Source organism: Methylobacterium sp. AC832, assembly GCF_979256025.1.
This window is the reverse complement of the sequence record NZ_CEEDMV010000001.1, coordinates 1,120,103-1,146,221: the sequence shown is the minus strand read 5'-3', so window position 1 is coordinate 1,146,221 and position 26,119 is coordinate 1,120,103. Positions and strand designations below refer to the sequence as shown.

Below are 26,119 nucleotides of genomic sequence, written 5' to 3'. Positions count from 1 at the left end.
ATTCCCATGACCCGGTTCTTCATCGACCGCCCGATCTTTGCCTGGGCGATCTCGCTCTTCATCATGCTGGTGGGCGCGATCTCCATCGCCGTCCTGCCGGTGTCGCAGTACCCGGAAGTGGCGCCTGTCACGATCCAGGTCACGGCGACCTACCCGGGCGCCCCGCCGGAGCGGCTCTACGACGGCGTCACCCGCATCATCGAGGAGGAGCTCAACGGCATCCCAGGGCTGATGTACTTCGAGAGCACCAGCGATACCTCCGGCACGGCCCAGATCATGGCCTCCTTCGCGCCGGGCTCGGACGCCTCGAAGGCGACGGTCGCGGTCCAGAACCGGATCAAGCGCATCGAGGCGCGGTTGCCGCGCGCCGTGACCCAGCAGGGCGTGATCGTCGAGGAGGCGAGTACGAGCTTCCTCCAATTCGTGGCGCTGAGCTCACGCGATGGCAAGATGAGCGACACCGACCTCGGCGACCTTGCCGCGCGCCGGGTGGTGGGCGAGCTGCGCCGGGTACCCGGCGTCGGACGCGCCACCCTGTTCTCGTCCGAGAAGGCGCTGCGCATCTGGATCGACCCGGTCAAGCTCGTCGGCCTCAACATGACGCCCGGTGACGTCACGGCGGCGGTGGGGGCGCAGAACGCCCAGATCGCCTCCGGCATCGTCGGGGCGCAGCCGGCCAGGGAAGGCCAGCGCATCGCCGCCAACGTCCTGGTGAAGGGACAGCTGACCACGCCGCGCGAGTTCGGTGAGATCGTCCTGCGCGCCAACATGGACGGATCGTTGGTGCGCCTGCGCGACGTCGCCGAGGTCGAGCTCGCCGGCCAATCCTACACCATGCAGACCCGCCTCGACGGACGCCCGGCCGCCGGCATCGGCATCCAGTTGGCGCCCGGCGGCAACGCGTTGGCGACGGCCACCGGCGTGAAGGCCAAGATCGCTCAGCTCGGCAAAACCCTGCCGCCGGACGTCGCCATCACGGTTCCCTACGACACCACACCCTTCGTCGAGGTCTCGATCCGGAAGGTGCTGATGACGCTCGCCGAGGCGATGGCGCTCGTCTTCGCGGTGATGTTCCTGTTCCTCCAGAACGTGCGCTACACCCTGATCCCGACCATCGTGGTGCCGGTGGCCCTGCTCGGCACCTGCGGCGCGCTGCTGCTCGCGGGGTTCTCGATCAACGTGCTGACCATGTTCGGCATGGTGCTGGCCATCGGCATTCTCGTCGACGACGCCATCGTCGTGGTCGAGAACGTCGAGCGCATCATGAACGAGGAGGGCCTGCCCCCGAGGGCGGCGACCGCCAAGGCCATGGGCCAGATCACCGGCGCCATCGTCGGCATCACCCTGGTGCTGATCGCGGTGTTCGTGCCGATGGCGTTCTTCCCCGGCTCGGTCGGGGTGATCTACCGCCAGTTCGCGGTCAGCATGGCGACCTCCATCGCCTTCTCCGCCTTCCTGGCCCTGTCCCTGACCCCGGCGCTCTGCGCGACCCTGCTCAAGCCGATCGAGGCCGGCCATGCCCATGGCAAACGCGGTGTCTTCGGCTGGTTCAACCGCCGCTTCGCTTCGGGGACGCACGCCTACCGTTCTGGCGTGGCAGGCATGCTGCGCCGCCCGATGCGCGCGCTGCTCGTCTACGCAGTGCTCGTCGCCGCGCTCGGCTGGGGCTACGTGCGGATGCCGTCGGGCTTCCTCCCCGTCGAGGACCAGGGATACGTCATCGTCGACGCACAGACGCCGCCGGAATCCTCCGCCGAACGAACCCTCGACGTCGCCAAGCGGATCGAGGAGCACTTCGCCCGCGAGCCCGGCGTCGACAACCAGATCCTGCTGCTCGGCTACGGCTTCTCGGGCCAGGGCCAGAACGCGGCGCTCGCCTTCGTCGGATTGAAGCCGTGGCAGGAACGCGGCCCGAACGACGGCGCCGAGGCCATCACTGCCCGTGCCAATGCAGTGCTCGGCGCCTTGCCCGACGCCATCGCCATGTCGCTCGCCCCGCCGGCCATCGACTCCCTCGGCAATTCCAGCGGCTTCAGCTTCCGCCTTCAGGACAAGGGGCAGCAGGGCTACTTGGCGCTCGCCGCTGCGCGCGACCAACTGCTGGCTGCCGCCTCGCAGAGTTCGGTCCTCCAGGGCGTCTACGTCGAGGGCCTGCCGACGGCGCCCCAGGTCGAGCTCATCCTCGACCGTGAGAGGGCAAACGCGCTCGGCGTCACCTTCGCCGACATCAACGACACGCTCTCGACCAGCCTCGGCTCGGCCTACGTCAACGACTTCCCGAACCAGGCCCGCATGCAGCGGGTCATCGTCCAGGCAGTGGCCGGACAGCGGATGAAGGCTGAGGATCTGCTCGATCTCAACGTGCGCAACGCCAAGGGTCAGATGGTCCCCCTGCAATCGTTCGCGCGGATCGAGTGGAAGATGGGCCCGTCGCAGGTGGTGGGCTTCAACGGCTACCCGAGCATCAAGTTCGGCGGCAGCGCGGCGCCAAGCTACGCCAGCGGCGACGCCATGGCCGAGATGGAGCGCCTCGCGTCGAAGCTTCCGTCCGGGTTCGACCACGCTTGGACCGGACAGTCCCTGCAGGAAAAACTCTCCGGGAGCCAAGCGGTCTACCTGCTCGCCCTGTCGCTGTTCTGCGTCTTCCTCTGCCTCGCGGCGCTCTACGAGAGCTGGTCGATCCCGCTGGCCGTCCTGCTCGTGGTGCCGACCGGCGTGGTCGGCGCCATCTTCGCCATGCTGCTGCGGGACATGCCCAACGACGTCTACTTCAAGGTCGGCCTCATCACGGTGATCGGCCTGACCGCGAAGAACGCCATCCTCATCATCGAGGTGGCCAAGGACCTCGTGGCGCAGGGCCGCTCGGTCCGCGACGCGGCGCTGGAGGCGTGCGAGCTGCGCTTCCGCCCCATCGTGATGACCTCGTTCGCCTTTATCCTCGGCGTGGTGCCGCTCGCCGTCGCCACGGGCGCGAGCATGAACAGCCAGCGGGCCATCGGCACCGGCGTGCTCGGCGGCATGATCACGGCGACGGTGCTGGCGGTGTTCGTCACCCCGCTGTTCTTCGTGCTGATCGCCTCGGCCTTCCGCGGCAGGCCGGGAGACACGTCTTCGCGTGCGGCCGATGAAACGATGAGCTTGCCCTCGGACATCGATATGACGCGCGGTGTTCGATGAAGAGTGACGGATTGCCGGAGGTTTGCCTCTGGCAATCAACCAATCCGACCTCTCACGCTGTCCACGCAGACCGCCCATGAACCGTCACGCACGGCGCAACGAACGGCCGCTTTCCGGGTGGCCCAGGTGAGAGAGCGGTGACCGGGTTGGGTCGGATGCGGAACGTCCGCTTCCAGGTAGACAGCCAGCTTCCGCTTATGGCGCACAGCGGCGATGATGAATGGCCTAGTTGGGTGGATTTTTGCTTGTCCGATTCTGATCTGCAAAACTGCTACAGCCGTCGTTCGCTACGCTGGCGATGCTTTGGCAGCTCTGCGTCATCTTCGGACCTTCGAACGCATACGGTCGAAGGTCCACTTATTGTACAAGACCGGACTAAATCACAAAAGGAAACCCTGAGAAACGGCCTCGGGGTTATTCCTGCTTCGTTCCCGGGTTCTCCCTGATAGGTCTCGGCCGCGGCATCTCCTAACGTTACGGCGCACAATTCGGGAGCTAGCCATGAAACCGTTGAGACTGATGACGCTCGCGATCCTGGCGCTTGGCGCGCTTCTCACGACAGGTTCAATCGACCAGGGGCGGATCGGCGTTGGCACTGTCCAGGCCGCCGGCGGGTGCGGCGTTGGCTTCCACCGCGGACCCTATGGCGGCTGCCGGCCCAATGTTTATGGTGGCTACTACGGGGCGCCAGGCTACTACCGGGGTGGCGCTGTTTATGGTGGGCGTGCGGTCTACGGCGGACGCGCGGTCTACGGACGGCGCGTCTACGGCGGTCGCGGCGTCTACGGCCGACGTGCCGGGGTATATCGCGGTTTCCATGGTGGCGGTCGCGGCTTCCACGGTGGTGGGCGCTTCCACAGGTAGGCTGGCCTGCGGTCAGGAGGAACTGCCGCCGCTCGGTACCGTCGCAGTGACTCGGAAACCGTCGTTTCGGGGCATGATCGCCAACGATCCGCCCAAAGCCTCGACCCGGTCTCGCATACCTCGGATGCCGGCTCCCTCGACCATAGGTGACATGAGAGGAGCGCCAGCAGGCCGACTGGTGGTCACGTTGTCGACCTCAAGTTCTATTTGTCCAGAATGGCCCAGCCGAAACGCCATGCGGGCCGCTTTCGTTGCGGAATGGCGCTGCACGTTGGTGAGCGCCTCCTGCGCCACCCGGTAGAGCGCGATCTCGACCTCCGGCGGCCAGCGCCGCCCGGCAAGCTCCTCCGCGACCATGACGGCTACACGCACACCTGCACGCTTCTCGAATCCCTCGGCCAAGGTCGGTAACGCGACGCCGAGTCCCGCCTCGTCAAGGAGAGCCGGATGAAGGACGTAGGCCAGGGTGCGGAGTTCGCTCACGCTCGCTTCGATCAAAGAACGCGCGTGAGACAGGGCTTCTCGAACCTCCGGCAACGGAGCGACCATGCCCCGCTCAACGGCTCCGAGCTCGAAGCCCGCGGCGATTAGGTTTTGTCCGGTCGTGTCATGAAGCTCGCGCGCGATGCGCCGGCGCTCAGTGTCTTCGCGGCGAAGCACGTCCTCGGTGAAGCGGCGCAGCCCGCTCTCCACCTCGCCTTCGGGCGTCCGTGCCATCTCGGTGGCGGCACCGAAGATGTAGCCCTCGCGACCGCTGGCATCAGTCAGTGGCACAAGGACGGTGCTCCAGGTGAACTCGCTGCCTCCAAGATGGACGCGACGTTCGGTGCGTCGCGTCTGGCCCGAGGCGAGCACGGAGCGGTAGTCGGTCTCGATCAGGTCCACGTCCTCTGGCGCGAAGAATTCACGTGTGGTCCGGCCGACGAGGCGCGCAGACATCCGGCCGAGCTCTCCCGATCGAGTGAACGTGAGCGCTTCCAGCACGAACCTACCATCGGGCTTCGCTGCAATGATGAATTGGACATCGGATGAGCCGGCCACGAGTCCGCGCAGCCCTGTGTGCTGTCGTAGGCGCCGAGCCCGTCGGCGGCCAACGGCGGGCACAAGGAGGGCTGCCGCAGCCAGCAGCACTCCTTCGGCCCCCGCGATGAGGTAGACCTGCTCCCGCCAGGAGCGAAGAGCGTTGCTCTTCGAGCGGCACACCTCGACAGTGAGGTTGCCGACCTTCACTTTCTCTGCAAATGCCATCGAATCCGTAGTGGCATTCGCTTCCCCGGGCCCGCACGGAGCCTCGGGTGCTGGCCTCTCCCCTACGTCGTATTCGCCACCGTCTTCCGACCGCCACTCGACGAGGAAGCGGCCGTTGCCGTTCGTCAGCTGAATGAGGTCCGCCTTACCCCTGCCCACGCCCTGAAACACCACCCGGACCTGGTCGACGTTGATCACCGCGGCCACGATGCCCTCGAAGGCTCCGTCCTTCGCAGGCAGGCGCCGGCTCATCGGCAGGGCAAGGCCTGCCATGAAGGGCGAGCGGCGTTGCATGCCGACGTAGAGCCCTCCGTCCCCCTCTTTCTGCGCAACAAAGTAGTCGCGATCCGCGACGTTGACCTGCGGCGTGTCCGGGCCGTAGGTGACGACGTCCCCGTTCGGTCGCACGAAGCCGAGAATGAGGTAGGGTGAGAGCCGCTGGTTGTTCGAGCAGAGCGGCGACGGACAGAGCTTATCCGTGCTGGCACTCCCGAAGTTCTCGCCGGGGGCCAATTCCGAGAGCCGCCTCAAGACGACGTCGATTAGGCCGAGCAGGCTGCCGACCGAGTTGGCTGCGGACGCTGCCGCGCTCGAAACATCGTCACGCGCTGCGGAGAGTGCGGCGTCGCGGGCCCCATAAGCCCATAGGACGGTCGGTACGACGACGGCCGTGGCGCAAGCCGTCCAGCCCAACCAGAGGAGTGCAACCGCAGTGGCATGGCGGGCTCCCCCCGTCTTACGCAGCCAGCCGCTTACACGCCCAAACCATCCTGCCGAAGCGCCGCCACCATCCTGCCCGCCCGGGTTCGGTTCCAAGGATGCCCCCCTCGTCCCAGACAGCCGCACCTCGGAATCCCGATCGCCCTCTGTCGGTGATCCGTAAGTTCCCTATCGAAGCAGGGGTAACAAAGCGTCTCAGGGACTCGTAAATTTGCGCCAAATCGAACAGTTGTGGGGCACTATTGACGGCGATTGACTGTCGCCTCTGCAAGCACTGTATCCAGAATACATCGTCGCGCGCAATAGCAACTTCTCAGGGTTTTTATGTTGCCGACCTAGGGTTTTCCCCGATTGTCAGCCGCGGGCCAAGTCACCGACCTTATAGATCGACCAACGTTTGGGAGGCCGACATGGGACCCGTCATGCGTCACCTCGTCGGTGGAATGGTCCTGGCGACCGCTACCGTGCTCACCATCTCGGCCCACGCGGCGGAGGGTGGCCTGAGCTTCTACATTGAGGGGCAGGCCGTGCCGCTCGGCGGCATTGTGCCCCCACCCGGCCTCTACTTCGACAGCACCACCTACTTCTACAACGGCAAGCTCGGTGGCAATCGCACGACCCAGATCGGTGGCAATGTGGTCGCCAACGTCAACGTGAACCTCGTAGCCGACTTTGCGACAGCTCTATGGGTCACGCCCGTGGATCTGTTCGGCGGCAACCTCGCTTTCGCCTTCGTGATGCCGTTCGGCGAACCGGCGGTACGGGCTGGCATCCTTCTCGACGGCCCGCTGATCAACCAGCGCGTGGGCCGCCCTGTTGGGGCCAGTGTAAGTGATAGCACCCTCAATCCGGGCGACCCCATCGTGTCGGCCAGCCTCGGCTGGCACTCCGGCAACTGGCACTGGAAGCTGGCAGGCGTGCTCAGCATCCCGGCCGGCGGCTACGAGCCGGGGCAGCTCTCGAACATCGCGCTGAACCGCTACATCGGCGACATCTCGGCCGGTGCCACCTACCTCGATCCTGTCCTCGGTATCGAGCTTTCGACGGCGGCCGGGTTCACGATCAACGGTACGAACCCCGCGACGCGCTATGCGACGGGCAACGAGTTCCACGTCGACGTCTCGGCCTCGAAGTACCTATCCAAGGAAGTCTCCGTCGGCGTTATCGCCTCGCACTATCAGCAGATTACCGGCGATAGCGGCCCTGGCGCCCGGCTCGGACCGTTCAAAGGCCGTGTGACGGCAGTGGGCGGGACTATCGGCGTTACCGGGGAACTCGGAAAGACTCCGGTCACGGCCCGTCTAAAGGTACTGCGCGAAGTTGAGGTCGAAAACCGATTCCAGGGCACCATCGGCTTCTTTGAGGTCTCGTTCCCGCTCTGGGTCGCTCCACCGAGGGCGGCGCCCGAGCCCAAGCCGCTGGTAAGGAAGTCCTGAAGGAACATTACGTCTCTGCAGCTCAAGGCATCATTATCGGAGCACCGAAGCTTGCAGAATGCGAGCGAGAGGGGCCTGATGGAGTAAGACACAGGCTCACCGCCCAGCCCGGGGCGGCGAGCGTTCGGCATGCCCGGGAGCTACGCGGGAGATCGTCATCTCGTGACTGTGAGCATTCTGATCGTTGACGACCACATCGCCATCCGACGCGGGGTCCGGTCCATCCTGGAAGGGCGCGACGGCTTCACGGTCGTCGCCGAGGCGAGCACAGGCGCTGAGGCCATCGACTTCGCCGCGGGACATCAGCCGGATGTGGCGGTCATCGACTACTCGATGCCGGCGATGAACGGATCCCAACTGACCCGGCGCCTCCGGGAGGCCAGTCCGCGCACCGAGGTGCTCGTCTACACCATGCACGAGAGCGACGCTCTTGTGCGAGACGTGCTGGGCGCTGGCGCACGCGGGTACCTCCTCAAGTCAGATGCCGACCAGCACCTCGTCGCCGCCGTCGACGCACTGGCCCGGCACCAGCCCTATTTCACGAACCGCGTGAACGAGGCGCTGCTGGCCCACTACCTGGCCCATCCAGGTGAGAGTTCGCAAATCGATCTCCTGACCTGCCGCGAACGCGCGGTGGTCCAACTCATCGCCGAGGGTCACTCCAGCAAGCAGGTCAGCGTGGCGCTGGAAGTGAGCTTGAAGACCATCGAGAGCCATCGGGCCTCCGCCATGCACAAGCTCGGCCTAGACTCGACGGCCGCTCTGGTCCGCTACGCCGTGCGCAACAAGCTTGTGGAACCCTAAGGGCATTTCTCCGTCTGTCTCAGGTAATTTCCCTGACTCACTTAGGGTTTTACCCAATAGGACAGGCGCCAAGCGTCTCCTAATGTTTCCCCAGGTTAGGGCTCAAAGATTTCGTGGCAAATGCCACTGAATTCGCCGGGCGGCCATCCTCACAGGGGGTGTCGATGCGGGTCCACTACAAAGCACTGTGCCTTGCAGTCGTCACGTTCCTCATTTCGGGGGCACCCGAGCCAACCCAGGCTGCTCCTCTTAGCTCGGGGGCTGTCATTGGCTCCCTCCCGGAAAGCACGGTTAAGCTCGTCGCACGACGGCATGCATTCCGGGGCGATTTTAGGGGCGGTGGCGTCAGGGGCGGTTTCGCCGGCCGCCGGATGGGTGGCTACGGACGCGTCGGGCGTCCTGGGTTCGCAGCAGGCGGCGTGCAGCGTCGTGGTATAGCAGGCGGATATGCCCGTCGGGGCGGGGTTGTCGTGCGCCGGAACGTTGTGGTCGCTGGCGTCTACCGGCCCCGCGGTGCTTGGTGGCCCGCAGGTGGTGCACTCGCCGCAGGTACCGCCATCGGCTTCGTGGGAGCCGCCACGGCCGCAGCCTGGGCCGGTGCGCCCCCGGCACCCGGTTACTGTTGGTTCTACACGGATTCCTCGCGGACACAGGGCTTCTGGGACCGCTGCCCGGCCTGAGCACAGGAGGTTGCCATGGACATCCGTAAGTGCATCGCCGAGGCCATCGGCACTGCGCCCTCAGCCGAAGTCACCGGCTTGTCGCCAACCGCCCCGGCGGAGTGACCCCGCAACAAAACTTCGCTGATTCCTTTCCTGGAGCGACCGATGTCGGGTGCCATCGTTCTCGACCGACCTGCCGTGCCGGAGGCGGTAGACGACATGATCCTCGTGCCGGGCGGGACCTTCCGCATGGGCTCGGAGCGGCACTACCCGGAGGAAGCGCCAGTCCATCGCGTCACCGTCGACGCGTTCCGGATCGACCGCACTCCCGTCACCAACGCTCAGTTCCGGGCCTTCGTGCGCGCTACCGGGTACATTACCGTGGCGGAGAAACGCCCCGACGCGATGGACTACCCAGGGGCCTTGCCACACATGCTTCAGGCAGGCTCGCTTGTGTTCAAGCCTCCGAAGGGGCCAGTGGACCTGCAGGCCTGGGGTTCGTGGTGGCGGTTCAAGTTCGGTGCGCACTGGCGCCGTCCCAGGGGGGCTGGCTCATCCATCGCCGGCCTCGACGAACATCCGGTGGTCCACGTCGCCTACGCGGACGCCGAAGCCTATGCCCGCTGGGCCGACAAGGATTTGCCGACCGAGGCCGAGTGGGAGTTCGCGGCCCGTGGGGGCCTCGACGGTGCTGAATTCGCATGGGGCGATGAACTAACCCCGGGCGGGCGGCACATGGCCAATACCTGGCAAGGCGCCTTCCCGCACCAGAACTTGGCCGAGGACGGCTACGAGCGCACCTCGCCTGTCACCGCCTTCCCGCCGAACGGCCACGGGCTCCACGACATGATCGGCAACGTCTGGGAGTGGACGGCCGACTTCTACTCAAACCGGCACCCGGGCGAGGCGCCCAAGGCCTGCTGCGTTCCCCAGAACCCCAGGGGCGGCGGAGAGGACGGGAGCTACGACCCGAACCAACCCGAGATCCGGGTTCCCCGCAAGGTGATCAAGGGCGGTTCGCATCTGTGCGCACCGAACTATTGCCGTCGTTACCGCCCGGCTGCGCGCCACCCGCATCCAGTCGACACGTCCACCAGCCACATCGGTTTCCGCTGCGTCATCAGGAAATGAGGAAAGCCATGAGCCACGATGAGGGGAACGGCCGGATTGAAGGTGCTTCGAGCCCGCATGACGCAAGCCTCAGCCGCCGGCGGATGTTGCTCGCCGGAACGGCGCTCGCGGCGACTGGCTTCACGAGCGGGGCGCCCCTGGCTCAAGGTCAGCCCCCGGCGCAGCCATCCGCGCCGCCAAGACCCGGGTCTACGGGCGGGGGCTCGAAGCCGAACATCCTCGTGATCTGGGGCGACGACATCGGCATCGCGAATATCAGCACCTACTCCAACGGGCTCATGGGCTACGAGACTCCCAACATCGACCGCGTTGCCAAGGAAGGCCTTAAGTTCCAACACTACTACGGCGAGCAGTCCTGCACGGCCGGCCGCTCAGCCTTCCTCACCGGACAACACATCATCCGGACCGGTCTCAGCAAGGTCGGTTTCCCCGGCGCGCCCATGGGCATGAGCCAGCTCGACCCCTCTATCGGAGGCTTGCTGAAGAACCTCGGCTACGCCACCGGCCAGTTTGGCAAAAACCACCTCGGCGACCGTAACGAGTCGCTGCCAACCGTGAACGGGTTCGACGAGTTCTTCGGCAACCTCTACCATCTCAATGCCGAGGAGGAGCCGGAACTGCCGGACTACCCGAAGGACCCGGCTTACAGGGCCAAGTTCGGCCCGCGCGGTGTCCTACGGTGCAAGGCGACCGATGTCGACGACCCGACCGTCGATCCGCGCTTCGGCAAGGTCGGTAAGCAGACCATCGAGGACACCGGCGCCCTCACCAAGAAGCGCATGGAAACCATCGACGACGAGACCTCGGCCGCGGCCGTCGACTACATGAAGCGACAGCAGGCGGGGGGGAAGCCGTTCTTCGTCTGGTTCAATGCAACGCGCATGCACCTGCGGACCCACGTCCGCGGCGAGCACCGCGGCCGCTACAAGCATGGCGACAGCGAGTACATCGATGGCATGCAGGAGCACGATGACACCGTTGGCGTCCTGCTCAAGGCGCTGGATGACATGGGCGTCGCGAACGACACCATCGTGGTCTACTCGACCGATAACGGACCGCACATGAACACGTGGCCGGACGGTGCCATGACCTGGTTCCGCTCCGAGAAGAATACGAACTGGGAAGGCGCCTTTCGCGTGCCCTGCCTGGTCCGCTGGCCGGCCCGCATCAAGGCCGGCACCGTGACCAACGAGCTCATGAGCCATAACGACTGGATACCGACGCTCTGCGCAATCGCCGGTGAGCCGGACATCGTCAACAAGCTGAAGGCCGGTTACGTGGCCAACGGCATAAACTACAAAGTTCATCTGGACGGATACGACCAGTCCGCGTTCCTTCAGAACGTCAGCGGTAGCGCGGCCAACAACAACGGTACGAAGAGCGCCCGCGACAAGTTCTTCTACGCCGACGACGACGGCCTGCTCGTCGGCGTGAGGCAGGGAGACTTCAAGTACGTCTTCTCCGAACAGCGAATGCAGGGCACGATGGGCCTATGGGCCGAGCCGTTCACAACGCTCCGCCTGCAAAAGATCTTCAACCTGATGCAGGACCCGTTCGAGCGGGCCGATATCACCTCCAATACCTATTGGGACTGGAATCTCAACCACGTCGGCAGCGCCTACGGCATGATGGACGAAGTCTTCCACTTCGTAGCGACATTCAAGGAATTCCCACCGCGCTCCTTCCCGCCGAGCTTTAATCCGGCCAACATCCTCGAAAGCACGCTCGATGGCATCAAGCGACGGGAGGATTTTAGAAAAAACCTGGACCTCGACCGCATCCGGGGTGGCCTGAACAAGATGATCGACCAGCGGATCCAGAGCCCCGGCCTGCGATGACGGGTCGAGCCGGCCTGCCAATCCGGTGGGCCGGTCCACGCCTAGTGAGCAACCTTCCCTTTCATGGTGCTGCGATGAGCAAGACCAATGAGCTTCCGCGACGTGTGGTGCTTGTCGCGATCCTGACTTTCGCTGCCGCGATGGACATTGGCGTCGCTCTCGCGCAGGTCGATGCTCTGCCCTCCTGGAACGAGGGCGCGGCGAAGCGATCGCTCATAGGCTTCGTCGGACGCGTAACCCAGGCCGGTGGTCCCCACTACGTGCCGCCGGCCGAGCGCATCGCAGTCTTCGACAACGACGGCACCCTATGGGCGGAGCAACCTGAATACTTCCAGGCTCTTTTCGCCTTCGACCGCATCAAGGCGCTCGCTGTTGGGTTTCCCGAATGGAGGGACAAGCAACCCTACAAGGCTGTCATCGAGGGCGACGCGAAGGCCCTCGCGGCGGCAGGCGAGAAGGGAATCATCGAGGTCCTGAACGTCACGCATACAGGGATGTCGACGCAGGCATTCGCCGGGATAGTCTCGGATTGGCTATCCAGCGCGCGGCATCCCCGCTTCGACCGGCCCTACGGCGGCCTGGTCTACCAGCCGATGCTTGAACTGCTCGGCTACCTGCGTGCCAACGGCTTCAAGACCTTCATCGTCTCCGGCGGTGGGGTGGAGTTCATGCGTGTCTTCGCCGAGAGGGCCTACGGCATCCCGCCGGAACAGGTCGTTGGTTCGTCCGGGGTCACGCGGTTCGAGATAAGGGCGGACGGCAAGCCAGTCCTTATCAAGGAGCCCGAGGTCGAGTTCGTCGACGATGGACCGGGCAAGCCGTCGGGCATCAATCGCTTCATCGGGCGCCGGCCGATCCTCGCATTCGGAAATTCCGACGGCGACCAGCAGATGCTGGAATGGACCGCCGCTGGGGAAGGTGCGCGCTTCCTAGGCATCGTCCATCACACGGACGCCGAGCGCGAGTACGCCTATGACCGCCGGTCCCACATTGGTCGCCTCGACAAGGTCCTCGACGAGGCGGATCGCCAGGGCTGGATCGTCGTCGACATGAAGCGGGACTGGAACGCGATCTTCCCGCCCTCACCAAGGAGTGAGCGATGATGGCAATCACGCCCATCTCCGCCGTTGTCCAAGGCGATGGCAAGCATCCACGCTCGGTCGCTCGATGGGTGTTTTTCCTGACAGCCCTTGCCGTTGCGACACCGGTTGTCGCGCAAGCCCCGCCTTCGCCAGCGAACGGCTGGGACAACGCCTACTACCAGATCCTAGCAGACAGTCTGCGCCGGGCGGGTCGAGGAAAGTGGGTCTACAGCTCGGATGGCCATGCCGCCGGGCGCATCGCCGACGTGCGTACCTCAGCCGATGGCATGCACGAGGTCATCGTGGTGAACGTGCGTCGCCTGATGGGTGGTGGCGAGATCGCATTCCCAATCGACCGTCTCGTCCGAAACAAGGGCCGCATTGTTGCGAAGGACGACCGAGCCGCGATCCGTACCATGGCTCGGATCGACCGGGTTCGCGCAGGACGAAGCTGATGCGGGGCCTCGTATGGTGCGTTACCCTGGTGTTGGCAGCGCTGTTCCTGCCGGCCGCTGCTATGGCGCGACAGGGCTCACATGACGGCGGACGCATCCGGGTCGTCTACGAGCCCCCGAAGAAGGCGGCCTACCGCGAGATCTACGACGCCATGCGGGAGCGGCGCGTCCTGGAACGTGTGGGGGCCGTCGTCGGGCTCGTACGCCTTCCGACCCGTCTGACCTACCGCCTTAAGGAATGCGCCGGCGAACTCAACGCTTGGTACGCACCTGAGAACCGCAGCATCACCGTCTGCTACGAACTCATCGACAGCATCGTTCGCACCGCGCCCAAAAAGAAGTCGCCAGAGGGTGTCACCCACCAAGAGGCGATCCGGGGGCCGGTCTTCCAGATCCTCATGCATGAGAGCAGCCATGCCCTGTTCGACCTGCTGAACGTGCCGATCCTCGGGCGCGAGGAGGATGCCGCGGATCAGGTCGCCTCGCTGATCCTGCTGCACCTTTCGCCGGCCGATGCCCGGATGGTCGTTGACGGAAGCGCGTACTTCTTCGCGACAACGGCCAGGTACGAACCGGTCGACAAGGGCGCCTATGCCGACGTCCACGGACTGTCCTGGCAGCGGTTCTACAACCTCGCCTGCCTCGCCTATGGCTCGGACAAGCGCCGCTACCACGCCATGCTGACCAAGGGCTATCTGCCGAAGGAGCGGGCCGAAGGCTGCGAGGAGGAATACGGGCAGATCGCCTTCGCGACCGAGAAGCTCATCGGTCCGCACCTGCGCGTGCAACCCAGTGACGGGAAGCGTCTGCGTCGCGCCTTCCGTCCCGCTTCCAAGTAAGGCTCGCCGCGATGCCGCTCATCGACATCTTTACCTGGGTCGTCTTGCTGGTGGTGGCCGCCACCCTCGTCGCATCCCTCATCGCGCTCGGTGTCATGCCGGGTCGCATCGCCCGCAAGCGCGGCCACCCTTGGGCGCAGGCCGTGTCTATCGGAAGCTGGGCCACGCTGGTTTTCGGCTTCGTGTTCTGGCCGCTCATCCTGGTTTGGGCCTACGTTGACGTACCGACCAAACGGGAGACGGTCCAATGATCGTCGTCCTGCTAAATAGCTACATCGCGCTCCTTGTCCTGTTCGTCTGGCTTGGCTTCGTCCGCCTGAACCTTTTCTGGAAGATCTCACCCGTTCTCGTGCTCCTCGCCCTGCTCATCGGATTGTTCATCCCGATGGGATGGGGTGCGCCATGGGGCTCGGCGGCGGTCATCCGCAACTCGGTCCAGATCGTCCCCTCCGTGGCGGGCGAGGTCGTCGACGTACCGGTCGTCGCGAACAGAGCCGTCAAGGAAGGCGACGTCCTGTTCCGCATCGACCCGGTTCCATACAAATCTCAGGTCGATGCCATCCATGCGCAGCTCAAGCTCGCAGAGACCCGCCTCAGCGAGATGACCCAGTTGCAGACCCGAGGGACGGGGCGCGCCTTCGACGTCGAGCAGCGTCATGCCGAGGTGGATCAGCTGAGAGCCCAGCTCGACGGGGCGAAGTGGAACCTCGACAAGACCACAGTGCATGCGCCGGCCGCCGGCTACGTGACGAACCTGGCGCTTCGGAAAGGTGCTCGGGTTACCGCCCAATCTCCCGTCATGGCCTTCATCGACACCTCCGAAACGATCCTGGGCGCGGAGATCGCGCAGATCAACACGCGCTACATCGAACCCGGTCAGCTCGTGGAGGTGACGTTTAAGGCTTTCCCCGGCGAGGTCCATGCCGGCCGGGTCGAGGCAGTGTTGCAGGCCATCGCGACCGGACAGGCGCAGCCTGGCGGGTTCGCGGTCGCGCCGTCGGAGATCCTGGCGGCGCCCTTCGTCGTCCGGTTCAAGCTCGATGACCCAGAGGTGGGCCGCCGCCTGCCGGCAGGGAGCACCGGAACCGCTGCAATCTACACCGACCGTGTCCAATCGCCTCACGTCATCCGAAAGGTCGTGCTCCGGCAGACCGCGATCCTGAACTACGTAAACCCATTCTGAGCACGTCATCGCTTGACAGGGAGATAGCCATGAAGAGGACCGTCCTCGCAGCGCTTACTGCGGCCTGTCTCGCCTCCGCGGCTCAGGCGCAGGAGGCAAACCCACAGGAGGTGGCTCGCCGCGCCATCGAGCGCCGCGCTACCGAGGCGGTCGTCTGGGGTATGCCGGCCGTCAACTACGACCTTATGCTTCAGGAAATGCTGACGAAAACCGCCGGCAAGGTGAACCAGGTAATCTATTGGGGCCGCCCGCTCGATTGGCGCAACCAGACCCTCACCCCCAATCCGGACACGCTCTACCTCATGACGTTCCTCAATACGAAGGACGTCGGGCCGATCGTGATCGAGGTGCCGCCGGCGGACGGTGGTGGGTCCATGAACGTCAACATCGTCAACATCTGGCAGGAGCCGCTTGAGGATGCCGGCCTCCTCGGGATCGACAAGGGCAAGGGCATCAAATTCTTGATGCTGCCTCCTGATTTCTCCGGACAGGTCCCAGAAGGCTACGCTGCCCTTCGACCGGGCACGCATGGGAGCTACAGCCTTTTCCGCTCGAACCTCGCCAGCCACGCGGATGCCGACGTCGCCAGATCGGTGGCCTACGGCAAGCGGATCAAGATCTACCCTCTCTCCCAGGCAGCCAATCCGCCCACGACTCAATTCACCGACGTTGGGAATGCGGTGTTCGACTCGACCATCCGTTACGACGGGCGCTTCTTCGATGGGCTCGACCGGATCGTGCAAGCCGAACCGTGGTTTGGCCGTGACCGGGCCATGATCGACCAGCTGAGGTCGATCGGCATCGAGAAGGGAAAGCCCTTCGCCCCTACCGCCGAGACGAAGCAGGCGCTCACCAGCGGTGTGCGCGAGGCGCAGGCGTGGCTTGAGGCGCGATACGCCGCCGGCCTCCCGCCCTTTTTCGAGGGGACACATTGGACCTTCCCGGCCACTCCCGAACTCGTCCAGGCTGCTCAAGCCGAGTTTGCTGAACCCAATCGCTATCCCGTCGATGCGCGGGGTCTCGCCTACAGCTACGCCTACATCGGCTTCAAGCGACTGGGCACGGGGCAGTTCTACCTCATCAACATCCGGGATAAGGAGGGGAACAGCTACGACGGCGGTTCGACCTACCGCCTGACCGTGCCACCGAACGCCCCGGTCGAGCAGTATTGGTCCGTCACGGCCTACGACCGGCAGACCCACGCGCTCATCAAGAACGTCGCTCGCGCCAGCCGTGCGTCGAACAGCGGCGAAGTGCAGAAGAACCCCGATGGGTCCGTCGATCTGTACCTCGGCCCACAGGCGCCGGTTGGGAAGGAATCCAACTGGATCCCGACCGACCCCGCCCGTCAATTCGAGCTGATGTTCCGCCTCTACGCACCAACGAAGGCCCTTTTTGATAAGGCCTGGAAGCTGCCGGACGTCGAGAGGGTCGCGTCCGCCGAACCAGCCCGATCACCTTCAGGCGCCGCGCCGTCCGGTACCAAGGGTAGCCTCGTTCCCGTCACGCCCGACAATTTCGCCCGAGCCGAGAGCGATCTCTACTTCAGCAACATCGTCAAGGACGGCGGCCTCGGCCGGTTTGTCCACCGGCGTGAACCGGCTGCCATCGACAACCAGACGATCATCCGGCTCAACCGGGACACCCTGTATTCCGCGGCTATCTTCGACCTCAATGCAGGCCCGGCGACCATCACTCTGCCCGATGCAGGCGGTCGCTTCATGTCGATGCAGGTGATCGACGAGGACCAGTACACCCCACCGGCGATCTACGAACCAGGCCCGCATACCCTCACGAAGGACAAAATTGGGACGCGCTACGTCCTCGCTGCGGTGCGGACCCTAGTTGATCCCGGGAGCACGGCTGACCTTTCCAAGGTTCATGACCTGCAGAATGCCATCAAGGTCGAGCAACCAGGCGGCCCCGGCAAATTCGAGGCACCCGCCTGGGACCCGGCGAGCCAGAAGAAGGTCCGGCAGGCGCTGCTGTCCCTTGCGACGACGGTCGTGGATACCAGCAGGGCCTTCGGCACGAAGGATCAGGTCGATCCCGTCCAGCGCCTCATCGGAGCGGCTTCGGCCTGGGGTGCCAATCCGCCGAAGGATGCCACCTACCTCAACGTCGTGCCGGCACGGAATGACGGAAAGACCGTGCACAAGCTGACCGTCAAGGACTTGCCGGTCGACGGCTTCTGGTCGGTCAGCCTCTACAACGAGCAGGGCTTCTTCGAGAAAAACGACCTCGACGCCTACACCCTCAACAGCATCACGGCTGGGAAGAGCGCGGACGGCTCGGTCGACATCCAGTTCGGCGGCTGTGACGGGAAGACCCCCAACTGCCTGCCGACCCCTCCGAAGTGGAATTACATGGTTCGCCTGTATCAACCCCGCGAGCAGGTCCTGAACGGCAGTTGGAAGTTCCCTGAGGCGCAACCAGCGAACTAAGCGCTGAGCCGGTGCGGATCCTCGGCTGATGATGGGTCGTCTGGCCGCCACCATCAGCCCCAGAGGGAGATAGGCTGCCTTGCCTGCCAGCATATTCTGCGGAACGCCGAACCCTGGACGCCGCAAAGACCATGCTCAAGGATGTACCGATCGATGAGATCACGCGGGTCATCGGTCTGGCGACCGCGCCGGCCTTCCTGCTTGGCGCCGTTGCCGCGCTCCTCTCTCTTCTCGTTCAACGACTTGCTCGCATTGCCGACCTTGTCCGTAGCTTGATGAGCAAAGGGGAGAATGCCCTTGCCCCTGAACGTGAGGCGGTGCTGCAGGATGCGCTCAAACGACTTGGACACACTCGGTGGGCGATCACCCTCTGCGTACACAGCGGAATTGTAACGGGTTGGATGGTGGTTCTGACCTTCGTTGATGCGCTGTTCGGCTTTCACAACAGCCGGGCCATCGCGCTGACCTTCATAGCTGCGTTCTTCGTGCGTTATCACCTCGCCGATATCCCGACCTCCATCGATCCAGACCTGTTCAGGCTGGAGGTAAGCGGCCATGTCGACAGGCCGATCTTCCTCTCCTTGAGGGAACTGAAGAGCCTTCCCGTCATCGACCTCGTGGCCGTGAACCAATGCTCGGGGAACTCTCGGGGCTTCTTCTTGCCCCGTGTCGCCGGGGGGCAACTCGGCAATGGCGCCATGGGGAATGCCCGCTGGACCGGCGTCTCGCTCAAATCCGTGCTCGACAAAGCCGGGGTGAAGCAGGGCGCCGTGCAGGTGGCGTTCACCGGTCTCGACGGGCCGGTTCTGTCCGAGACGCCGCGTTACGCCAAGGCTCTCGCTATCGATCATGTCGAGGAGGGCGAGGTGATGCTGGCCTGGGCAATGAACGGAGAGGAGCTTCCCTGGCTTAACGGCTACCCGTTGAGGCTCGTGGTACCGGGTTTCTACGGCACCTACTGGATCAAGCACCTGAGCTCGATCACGGTGCTGGACACCCCCTTCGATGGGTTCTGGATGCAGAAGGCCTATCGCATCCCCGACAACGAGTGTGCCTGTGTCGAGCCGGGAGCCGCCTTGGGGAAGACGGTACCGATCCATCGGCTGCCCGTTCGCTCATTCATCACCAACCTGACGGATGGTGCGACGGTTCGCGCGGGGACGGTAGCTCTGCGCGGTATCGCCTTCGATGGAGGTTCCGGCATTACGGCCGTCGACATCTCATTGGATGACGGGACGACATGGTCGGCAGCACGGCTCGGCCAAAATATTGGCCAATACTCGTTTCGGTCCTGGAGTTATGAGGCCGATCTCAAGTCAGGCTCGCACCTGGTTCGTGTCCGCGCCAAGGCCGGAGACGGGACGACGCAACCGACGGAGGCGCGTTGGAATCCGGCGGGATACATGCGGAACGTCATCGAGACCACCCGCCTTGAGGCGCTGTGAGGAGAAGCGAGATGAGACACCATCGTTTCGCGGCCGCCTTTGGATCGCTCGCCCTTCTCATCGGTGGAACGGCCTGGGCCGCACCGCGCAGTTATGACGTCCCGGAGCCAACAGCGGAGTTGCTGCCCGTTCAGGGTCACGAAGCCGGTTTCGAGGCGGCGCAAACCTATTGCACCGCGTGTCACTCGGTGGATTACATCCTCACGCAGCCGCCCGGAAAAGGCGCCGCGTTTTGGAATGCCGAGGTCACAAAGATGGTGAAGGTCTTTCACGCACCGATCGAGGAAGCCAAAGCGATCGCCGCCTATCTCGCAGCCGCCTACTAACTGGCGGCCATCGATCTCAGTCTAGCGGATCGCCGTGACGAAAGCCGCGATCTGCGCCTGGGTAAGCGTCATCGTCTGATCGAAGGTCTGCTCGCTGAAATAGATCCGGCCCGCGGTGAGCGTAAGTGCCAGAGTCCAGAACACTGCGATAGCGGCATTGCGTGCGCGCCGATCACCCTGCATCGTGGAAGCGTTGCGGTCGTCGCTGACCGGTTCGCCATACGGATCGAAACTGGTGGAGCCGAAATTCGAACGAGCACTCATACGCGTTAAGATCGAGGTTTGGTTGCCATCGATCAATGGATGGGTCTTTTGAAGTTAGAGCCATATGGAGAGGGGTTTTCTCCTTTCTTCGCCCAAGGCAGAAGTTTGTTTTTGGAACGGCCTGCTGGCTGATCCCGGCAGGTGGAATGGGCGTGAAAACATCATCGAAGACGGGTCTTCCCGTGGGTGAGACCACCACGCGCATGCGGCCGGCGCTGCTGCCGGGCCTGATGCTTTGCCTCGCCGTGACCGCTTCCGCCATGGTTATCCAGGCTTGGGAAGAGCGGGCCACCGGTCACCCCTATATAGAGGCATTAGTCATCGCGATCCTGTTCGGTATCGCCATCCGCACCGCATGGGTGCCGGGTGAACGCTTCCGAGCCGGGATCGCCTTCAGCGCGAAGCAACTGCTCGAAATCGCCGTGACGTTGCTGGGTGCTTCCATCAGCCTCGGTGCCATCGTTGCCTCTGGCCCGGCTCTGCTCACCGGCATCGTCGGAACGGTGTTTCTCGCGATCCTGGCGAGTTACGCGATCTGCCGGGGGCTCGGTCTGCCGGCCCGCATGGCGATCCTTGTCGCCTGCGGCAACGCCATCTGCGGGAACTCGGCTATCGCTGCCGTGGCGCCGGTGATTGGGGCCGACAGCAAGGACGTCGCTGGCTCCATCGCATTCACCGCCGTGCTCGGCGTGCTGATGGTACTCGGGCTGCCCTTGTTCATTCCCCTCGCCGGCCTGTCAGACCACCAATACGGTGTGCTCGCCGGCCTGACGGTTTATGCCGTGCCCCAAGTCCTGGCCGCTACGGTACCGGTTGGGCTCCTAAGCACCCAGGTCGGCACGCTGGTCAAGCTGGTTCGCGTCCTGATGCTCGGACCCGTCGTGGTGGCGTTCTCGCTTCTCGCCCACCGGTTGCCCCGGGAGAAAGGCCTACAAAGCGCGTCGCCCCGGAGACTGGGATTCACCAGACTCGTGCCCTGGTTCATCCTCGGATTCCTCGGGCTCGCCACCCTGCGCTCCCTCGGGCTGATCCCTGACGCTGCCTCCGGCCCGGTGCGGCAAGTGGCCGGTTTTCTCACGATCATGTCGATGGCTGCCCTTGGGCTCGGAGTCGATGTCCGGGTCCTGGCGCGCATGGGCGGCCGGGTCACCCTGGCCGTCACCGGCTCGCTCGCCGTCCTCCTCGCCATCAGCCTCATCCTCATCAGGGCCCTCGGCATCTCCTGATCAGCGCAAAGCTGATGAGCGGTAAGAATGCCGGACTGGTTCGCTGTGGTGGCGCCGGTGCCGACCGGCTACGGTCGGGTCTCTGCCGGTTCAGCGGCTCCGAATCCTCCTCAAGCAGTCGCCCGATGGTTCATACCGGCTACAATCCCGCCCTCGTCGCCCTGTCCGTCGCCATCGCGATCTTCGCGTCCTACACGGCTTTGGATCTTGGAGCTCGGGTACACAATGCAGCGCCTGGCCGCCGCATCGCGTGGATCGGAGGAGCGGCGCTGGCCATGGGTGGCGGCATCTGGTCGATGCATTTCATCGGCATGCTCGCCTTCGAGATGGGGATGCCCACCTCTTACGAGGCCGGTCTCACCGTGCTCTCGCTCGTCATCGCCATTGGCGCAACCGGCGGCGCCTTCGCCTGGGTCGGCCGACCGGGAGCGAAAGCGCAGGACATCCTTGTGAGCGGCACGCTGATGGGGATCGGCATCGCCGGCATGCACTTCATCGGCATGGCCGCCCTGCACATGCCCGGTAGCGTTACCTACAACTTGCTCCTCGCCGCCGTATCGGTGCTCATTGCCGTGACGGCAGCGGCGGTCGGGCTCTGGCTCACGTTCCGAAATCACGGAGCGTGGCAAAAAATCATCGCTGCTTTCGTGATGGGGTTCGCCGTCTCCGGGATGCACTATACCGGCATGGCCGCCGCGACCTTCACGACCGGAGAAACCGGCGCGCATACGAGCCACGTTACGGGCCTCGCCCCAAGCCAGCAGAACCTCGCCCTCTTCGTCGGGGCGGCGACCTTCCTCACTCTGTTCCTCGCCATGCTGGCCTCCTCCATCGACCAGCAGCGCGTCCAGCGTGAGTTGAGCAATAGCGAGGCGCGGTTCCGCGCGGCGATTCAGGCTGTGCGCGGCGTGCTCTGGACCAACGATGCCGAGGGGCGGATGGTCGGCGAACAGCCGGGTTGGTCAGCGATCACCGGCCAATCCTTCGAGGAGTACCAGGGGTTCGGATGGGCCAACGCCGTGCATCCGGACGATTCTCGATCGTCCGTGGACGCATGGAACGAAACGGTCCGGGAGAAGCGAACCTTCGTCCACGAGCATCGCGTCCGGGTGAGCGACGGGACGTGGCGGCATTTCGCGATCCGTGCCGTCCCGGTTCTGGCCCCCGATGGGTCAATTCGTGAATGGGTCGGCGTACATACCGACATCACCGAGCAGCGCGAGGCGGAAGCGGAACTCCGAGAATCCAACGAGGAGATTCAGCGCTATGCCTACATCGTCAGCCACGACCTTCGCGCTCCCCTCGTGAACGTCATGGGTTTCACGAGTGAGCTCGATGCTACGCGTGAGGACATCCGTTCCGCCCTGAAGTCCCATCCCGACGCGGAGAGGATCGACGCTGATCTTGGTGAGGCGCTCGGCTTCATCAGCGCCGCGGTGACGCGGATGGAAAGTCTGATCGCCGCGATCCTGAAACTGTCCCGCGAAGGGCGGCGAAGTTTCAGGCCAGAACCCCTCGACCTTCACGCGCTGCTTCAGCGCCTCGCCGATGCCCAGCGTCATCAGACCGACGCGGCCGGCGCGGCAGTCACCGTCGCGCGCGATCTGCCGAGGATCACGGCGGACCGACTCGCCCTCGAACAGATCTTCGGCAATCTCCTCGACAATGCGGTGAAGTATCTGGATCCCACTCGCGCCGGTCGAATCACAGTGACTGCCGCGGCCGTTGGGCCGCGAATCCGTATCGACGTCTCAGATAACGGGAGGGGAATCGCTGAACGTGACCATTCCCGCGTGTTCGAACTGTTCCGCCGCTCCGGAGCGCAGGATCGACCGGGCGAAGGGATCGGTCTCGCCCATGTGAAAGCTTTGGTCCGGTCGCTGGGTGGACGGATCGACGTCGCCTCCAAGCTCGGTGAAGGCACCACCTTCAGCGTGACGCTGCCCCGCGGGAGCGCTACAGCTGCATACGAGGGTGTCCCGGCGACGTCCCTCGCAGCGGAATGAGGCGCGATCCGAACGTGAACCCCGTCAGTATCGTAATGATCGAGGATGACGAGGGTCATGCCCGGCTCATCGAGCGCAATATTCGCCGCGCGGGCGTCAACAACGAGATCATTCCGTTCCGGGACGGGACGTCGGCGCTCGCTTATCTGCTCGGACCGGACGGCACCGGAGAGGCCAGCGCCAAGCGCCCTCTGCTGATCCTGCTCGATCTCAATCTTCCCGATATGACCGGGATCGACATCCTGGAGAAGGTCAAGGCGAACCCGCATACGCGGCGCTCGCCCGTGGTCGTTCTCACGACGACGGACGACAGCCGCGAGGTCCAGCGTTGCTACGATCTCGGCGCGAACGTCTACATCACCAAGCCGGTGAATTATGAGGGCTTCTCGAACGCTATTCGTCAGCTCGGGTTGTTCTTTTCCGTGATGCAGGTGCCCGAGAACCCATGAAAATCCGCACCGCATGAGCGCTCCCCTCGCCCCGGAGCGCGGTCGCATCCTCTATGTCGACGACGATCCCGGCCTCGGGCGCCTCGTGCAGAAGGGCCTGAACGCACGCGGCTATATCGTGGAACTTGCCGCCACCGGCGACGAGGGTCTTGCGCGTCTGAGCCAGGGCGGCATCGATCTCGTGGCCCTCGATCATCACATGCCTGGCCAGACCGGTCTCGACGTGCTCCCAGCCATCCGCGCCATGCCTTCCGCCCCGCCGGTAATTTATGTCACCGGGTCTGAGGACAGCCGCGTCGCGGTGGCCGCTCTGAAGGCCGGGGCCGTGGATTACGTCTGGAAAGACCTGCAGGGTCAGTTCCGCGAACTCCTCGGCGAAGCGATCGACACGGCTCTGCGCCAGGAGGCCATGAGGCGCGACAAGGAGCGGGCCGAGGCAGAGGTCCGTGAGGCTCGAGACCGCGCGGTCATGTTGTTGCGCGAGGTGAATCACCGGGTCGCCAATTCTCTCGCCCTCGTGGCGGCCTTGACGCATATGCAGACCAACGCCGTCTCCGATCCCGCTGCCAAAGCGGCCTTGCGCGAGATGCAGGCGCGGATCTCGGCCATCGCCGGCATTCATCGGCGGCTCTACACCTCCGATGATGTCGAGGCGGTGGAACTCGACGCCTATCTTTCGAGCCTCGTGGAGGAACTGCAGGGAGCGATGAAGGCAGCCGGACGCGACCATGCCATTCGCCTCGTCGCGGAGCCGATCCGGCTTGCCACCGACAAGGCGGTCTCCGTCGGCGTCGTGGTCACCGAACTCGTGACGAACGCCTACAAATATGCGTATCCGCCGGAAGTCCCCGGCGAGATCCGGGTAGCGGTGGCGCGCGACGGGACGGACGGTTTGAGCCTGACCGTCGAGGATGACGGGATCGGGTGGACGGGCGAAGGCCAGCCTCGCGGCACCGGTCTCGGCTCGCGCATCGTCAAGGCCATGGCCACTAACCTCCGTTCCTCCCTTATCTATCGAGAGAGCGGACCCGGAACCAAGGCGACGCTGCTGTTCCAGGGCTGAGCGGACGGCTGCTTTGCCCGCGAACCCAGCACTTCGCTTACCGTGTGGAATGCAGTATTTCCCGTGCCCTCCTCATCGGACATCCGGGCCGGATCATGAAACCTGTCGTCGTCGCCGTCGCCATCACCGGTTCCGTCCCGCGCAAGACCGACAATCCGGCCCTTCCGGTGACGGTCGCCGAGCAGATCGAATCGACGCGCCAGGCCTACGAGGCGGGTGCCGCCCTGGTGCACATCCATGTGCGCAACGACGACGAAACGCCCTCGTCCGATCCCGACCGCTTCGCTGCCGTACAGGAGGGAATTCGCCGCCATTGCCCCGGTATGATCGTGCAGTTCTCCACTGGAGGACGCGGACGCGATCCGGCCAGCCGTGGCCTGTCGCTTCACCACCGGCCGGATATGGCCTCGCTCTCCACCGGCTCGGTCAACTTTCCGACCATCGTCTATGAAAATCCGGCGAGCCTCGTCAGCGATCTCGCTGGTCAGATGCGGGCGCATGGTGTCCGGCCGGAAATCGAGATCTTCGATCTCTCACATCTTCATGGCGCCCGGCGGCTGGTGGATGAAGGGCTCATGGATGCCCGCCCCCACGTCCAATTCGTCATGGGAGTGAAGAATGCTCTGCCGGCCGACGAGCGCCTGCTCGATCTGCTCCTGGGCGAACTGAAGCAGGTACTGCCCGAGGCGACCTGGACCGCTGCCGGCATCGGACGCCATCAGGCCGAGGTCATGGACTGGGCACTTGCCCGTGGGGCGTTCTCGGTACGGACCGGATTGGAGGACAACATCCGGGTGACGAAGCACCAACTGGCAGCGAGCAATGCCGAACTGGTCGGGCTGGCTGTGGAGTGCGTGCAGCGGCACGGTCGTACCGTGGCGACACCCGCCGAGGCTCGAGCCGCACTGGGGTTGGCAGCCTGAGCGTTAGCGGGACCGATTGGGGACAGGCTAAGAACCGGACGAGGCGAGGCTCGTCCGGGTATAAGGGTCGGGTTCAGTTCACGCCGAGCAGTTCCACGTCGAAGATGAGCGTGGCATTCGGCGGAATCAGCCCACCGGCACCGCGTGCGCCGTAGCCGAGGTCAGAGGGGATGATGAGCGTGCGCTTGCCGCCGACCTTCATCGTGGCGACACCCTGATCCCAACCACCGATCACCTGGCCGATGCCGAGGGTGAAGCTGAAGGGCTGGCCGCGGTCGCGCGAGGAGTCGAACTTCTTGCCCGGCTTACCGCCCTCATCGAGCCAGCCGGTATAATGGACGCTGACTTTCTTGCCGGTCTGCGGCGTAGGGCCGTTCCCGACGACTTCGTCGCGATATTGCAGGCCCGAAGGCGTGGTCACGGTCTCGGCGGATGCGGAAGCGGTCATGGCGATCAACAAAGCTCCGGTGAGGGCAAGAAGCGGACGACGCATGCGGATGGTTCCTGTCTGGCGTGCCGAACCGGCCGAGTAGC

The 26,119-nt window shown here is 64.5% G+C and carries 22 protein-coding genes; 19 read left to right on the top strand and 3 right to left on the bottom strand.

The genetic code is table 11. From position 1 onward, the window contains the following. The first annotated feature begins 6 nt into the window (after window positions 1-6). Both AC0IXR_RS05300 and AC0IXR_RS05295 read left to right on the top strand, forming a co-directional pair. The gene (locus tag AC0IXR_RS05300; protein WP_471759959.1) at window positions 7-3,177 is read left to right on the top strand and encodes a multidrug efflux RND transporter permease subunit; all 3,171 of its coding nucleotides are present in this window, start codon (window positions 7-9) and stop codon (window positions 3,175-3,177) included. Window positions 3,178-3,678: 501 nt separating this feature from the next. After that, window positions 3,679-4,041, top strand: a complete 363-nt coding sequence (locus tag AC0IXR_RS05295) for a GCG_CRPN prefix-to-repeats domain-containing protein (protein ID WP_471759958.1) — start codon at window positions 3,679-3,681, stop codon at window positions 4,039-4,041. A 12-nt stretch (window positions 4,042-4,053) separates the two neighbouring features. Here AC0IXR_RS05295 and AC0IXR_RS05290 read toward each other — a convergent pair whose 3' ends face one another. Next, on the bottom strand, window positions 4,054-6,105 hold the full coding sequence (locus AC0IXR_RS05290; RefSeq protein WP_471759957.1) for a histidine kinase: 2,052 nt from the start codon (window positions 6,103-6,105) through the stop codon (window positions 4,054-4,056). 314 nt (window positions 6,106-6,419) lie between these two features. Between AC0IXR_RS05290 and AC0IXR_RS05285 the strand changes: the two genes are divergently transcribed. The 12 genes from AC0IXR_RS05285 to sorB all read left to right on the top strand — a co-directional run bounded on the left by AC0IXR_RS05285 (window position 6,420) and on the right by sorB (window position 19,654). After that, window positions 6,420-7,445 (top strand): SphA family protein, encoded by a 1,026-nt coding sequence (locus tag AC0IXR_RS05285; RefSeq protein WP_471759956.1) that lies wholly within the window; start codon window positions 6,420-6,422, stop codon window positions 7,443-7,445. Between the two features lie 162 nt (window positions 7,446-7,607). Further along, on the top strand, window positions 7,608-8,249 hold the full coding sequence (locus AC0IXR_RS05280; RefSeq protein ID WP_471759955.1) for a response regulator transcription factor: 642 nt from the start codon (window positions 7,608-7,610) through the stop codon (window positions 8,247-8,249). Window positions 8,250-9,076: 827 nt separating this feature from the next. Next, entirely contained in the window at window positions 9,077-10,042 is a 966-nt protein-coding gene (locus tag AC0IXR_RS05275) for a formylglycine-generating enzyme family protein (RefSeq protein ID WP_471759954.1), read from the top strand. An 83-nt stretch (window positions 10,043-10,125) separates the two neighbouring features. Beyond that, window positions 10,126-11,880: an arylsulfatase gene (locus AC0IXR_RS05270; RefSeq protein ID WP_471760244.1), complete on the top strand. Its 1,755-nt coding sequence runs from the start codon at window positions 10,126-10,128 to the stop codon at window positions 11,878-11,880. 74 nt (window positions 11,881-11,954) lie between these two features. Further along, the gene (locus tag AC0IXR_RS05265) at window positions 11,955-12,983 is read left to right on the top strand and encodes an HAD family hydrolase (protein ID WP_471759953.1); all 1,029 of its coding nucleotides are present in this window, start codon (window positions 11,955-11,957) and stop codon (window positions 12,981-12,983) included. Continuing rightward, window positions 12,980-13,417 (top strand): hypothetical protein, encoded by a 438-nt coding sequence (locus AC0IXR_RS05260; RefSeq protein ID WP_471759950.1) that lies wholly within the window; start codon window positions 12,980-12,982, stop codon window positions 13,415-13,417. Before AC0IXR_RS05265 ends, AC0IXR_RS05260 begins: the two co-directional genes overlap by 4 nt. Further along, on the top strand, window positions 13,417-14,256 hold the full coding sequence (locus AC0IXR_RS05255) for a DUF4344 domain-containing metallopeptidase (protein WP_471759949.1): 840 nt from the start codon (window positions 13,417-13,419) through the stop codon (window positions 14,254-14,256). Before AC0IXR_RS05260 ends, AC0IXR_RS05255 begins: the two co-directional genes overlap by 1 nt. Before the next feature lie 11 nt (window positions 14,257-14,267). Further along, window positions 14,268-14,507, top strand: a complete 240-nt coding sequence (locus tag AC0IXR_RS05250) for a DUF3302 domain-containing protein (protein ID WP_471759948.1) — start codon at window positions 14,268-14,270, stop codon at window positions 14,505-14,507. Beyond that, window positions 14,504-15,439 (top strand): HlyD family secretion protein, encoded by a 936-nt coding sequence (locus AC0IXR_RS05245; RefSeq protein ID WP_471759947.1) that lies wholly within the window; start codon window positions 14,504-14,506, stop codon window positions 15,437-15,439. Before AC0IXR_RS05250 ends, AC0IXR_RS05245 begins: the two co-directional genes overlap by 4 nt. Window positions 15,440-15,468: 29 nt before the next feature. Then, window positions 15,469-17,883, top strand: a complete 2,415-nt coding sequence (locus AC0IXR_RS05240; protein ID WP_471759946.1) for a DUF1214 domain-containing protein — start codon at window positions 15,469-15,471, stop codon at window positions 17,881-17,883. A 131-nt stretch (window positions 17,884-18,014) separates the two neighbouring features. Then, complete coding sequence (locus AC0IXR_RS05235; RefSeq protein WP_471759945.1) at window positions 18,015-19,328, top strand: molybdopterin-dependent oxidoreductase; 1,314 nt, start codon at window positions 18,015-18,017, stop codon at window positions 19,326-19,328. Between the two features lie 11 nt (window positions 19,329-19,339). Next, window positions 19,340-19,654, top strand: a complete 315-nt coding sequence (gene sorB, locus AC0IXR_RS05230) for a SorB family sulfite dehydrogenase c-type cytochrome subunit (RefSeq protein WP_471759944.1) — start codon at window positions 19,340-19,342, stop codon at window positions 19,652-19,654. 21 nt (window positions 19,655-19,675) lie between these two features. On the opposite strand, the gene AC0IXR_RS05225 is transcribed toward sorB, so the two are convergent. Continuing rightward, entirely contained in the window at window positions 19,676-19,918 is a 243-nt protein-coding gene (locus AC0IXR_RS05225; protein WP_471759942.1) for a hypothetical protein, read from the bottom strand. Window positions 19,919-20,064: 146 nt separating this feature from the next. Here AC0IXR_RS05225 and AC0IXR_RS05220 point away from each other — a divergent pair, with 146 nt between their 5' ends. The 5 genes from AC0IXR_RS05220 (at window position 20,065) to AC0IXR_RS05200 (ending at window position 25,585) form a co-directional block, all read left to right on the top strand. After that, complete coding sequence (locus tag AC0IXR_RS05220; protein WP_471759941.1) at window positions 20,065-21,144, top strand: YeiH family protein; 1,080 nt, start codon at window positions 20,065-20,067, stop codon at window positions 21,142-21,144. A gap of 125 nt (window positions 21,145-21,269) precedes the next feature. Further along, a complete protein-coding gene (locus AC0IXR_RS05215) occupies window positions 21,270-23,150 on the top strand; it encodes an MHYT domain-containing protein (protein ID WP_471759939.1) in 1,881 nt (626 codons plus the stop codon). Between the two features lie 35 nt (window positions 23,151-23,185). Next, window positions 23,186-23,599, top strand: a complete 414-nt coding sequence (locus tag AC0IXR_RS05210; protein WP_405030676.1) for a response regulator — start codon at window positions 23,186-23,188, stop codon at window positions 23,597-23,599. Between the two features lie 13 nt (window positions 23,600-23,612). Next, the gene (locus AC0IXR_RS05205; protein WP_471759937.1) at window positions 23,613-24,662 is read left to right on the top strand and encodes a response regulator; all 1,050 of its coding nucleotides are present in this window, start codon (window positions 23,613-23,615) and stop codon (window positions 24,660-24,662) included. Between the two features lie 95 nt (window positions 24,663-24,757). Continuing rightward, window positions 24,758-25,585: a 3-oxoadipate:acetyl-CoA acetyltransferase gene (locus tag AC0IXR_RS05200; protein WP_471759936.1), complete on the top strand. Its 828-nt coding sequence runs from the start codon at window positions 24,758-24,760 to the stop codon at window positions 25,583-25,585. A gap of 73 nt (window positions 25,586-25,658) precedes the next feature. Here the strand turns inward: AC0IXR_RS05200 and AC0IXR_RS05195 are convergent, their stop codons facing one another. Further along, entirely contained in the window at window positions 25,659-26,078 is a 420-nt protein-coding gene (locus tag AC0IXR_RS05195; RefSeq protein ID WP_471759935.1) for an FKBP-type peptidyl-prolyl cis-trans isomerase, read from the bottom strand. Window positions 26,079-26,119: the final 41 nt, after the last annotated feature.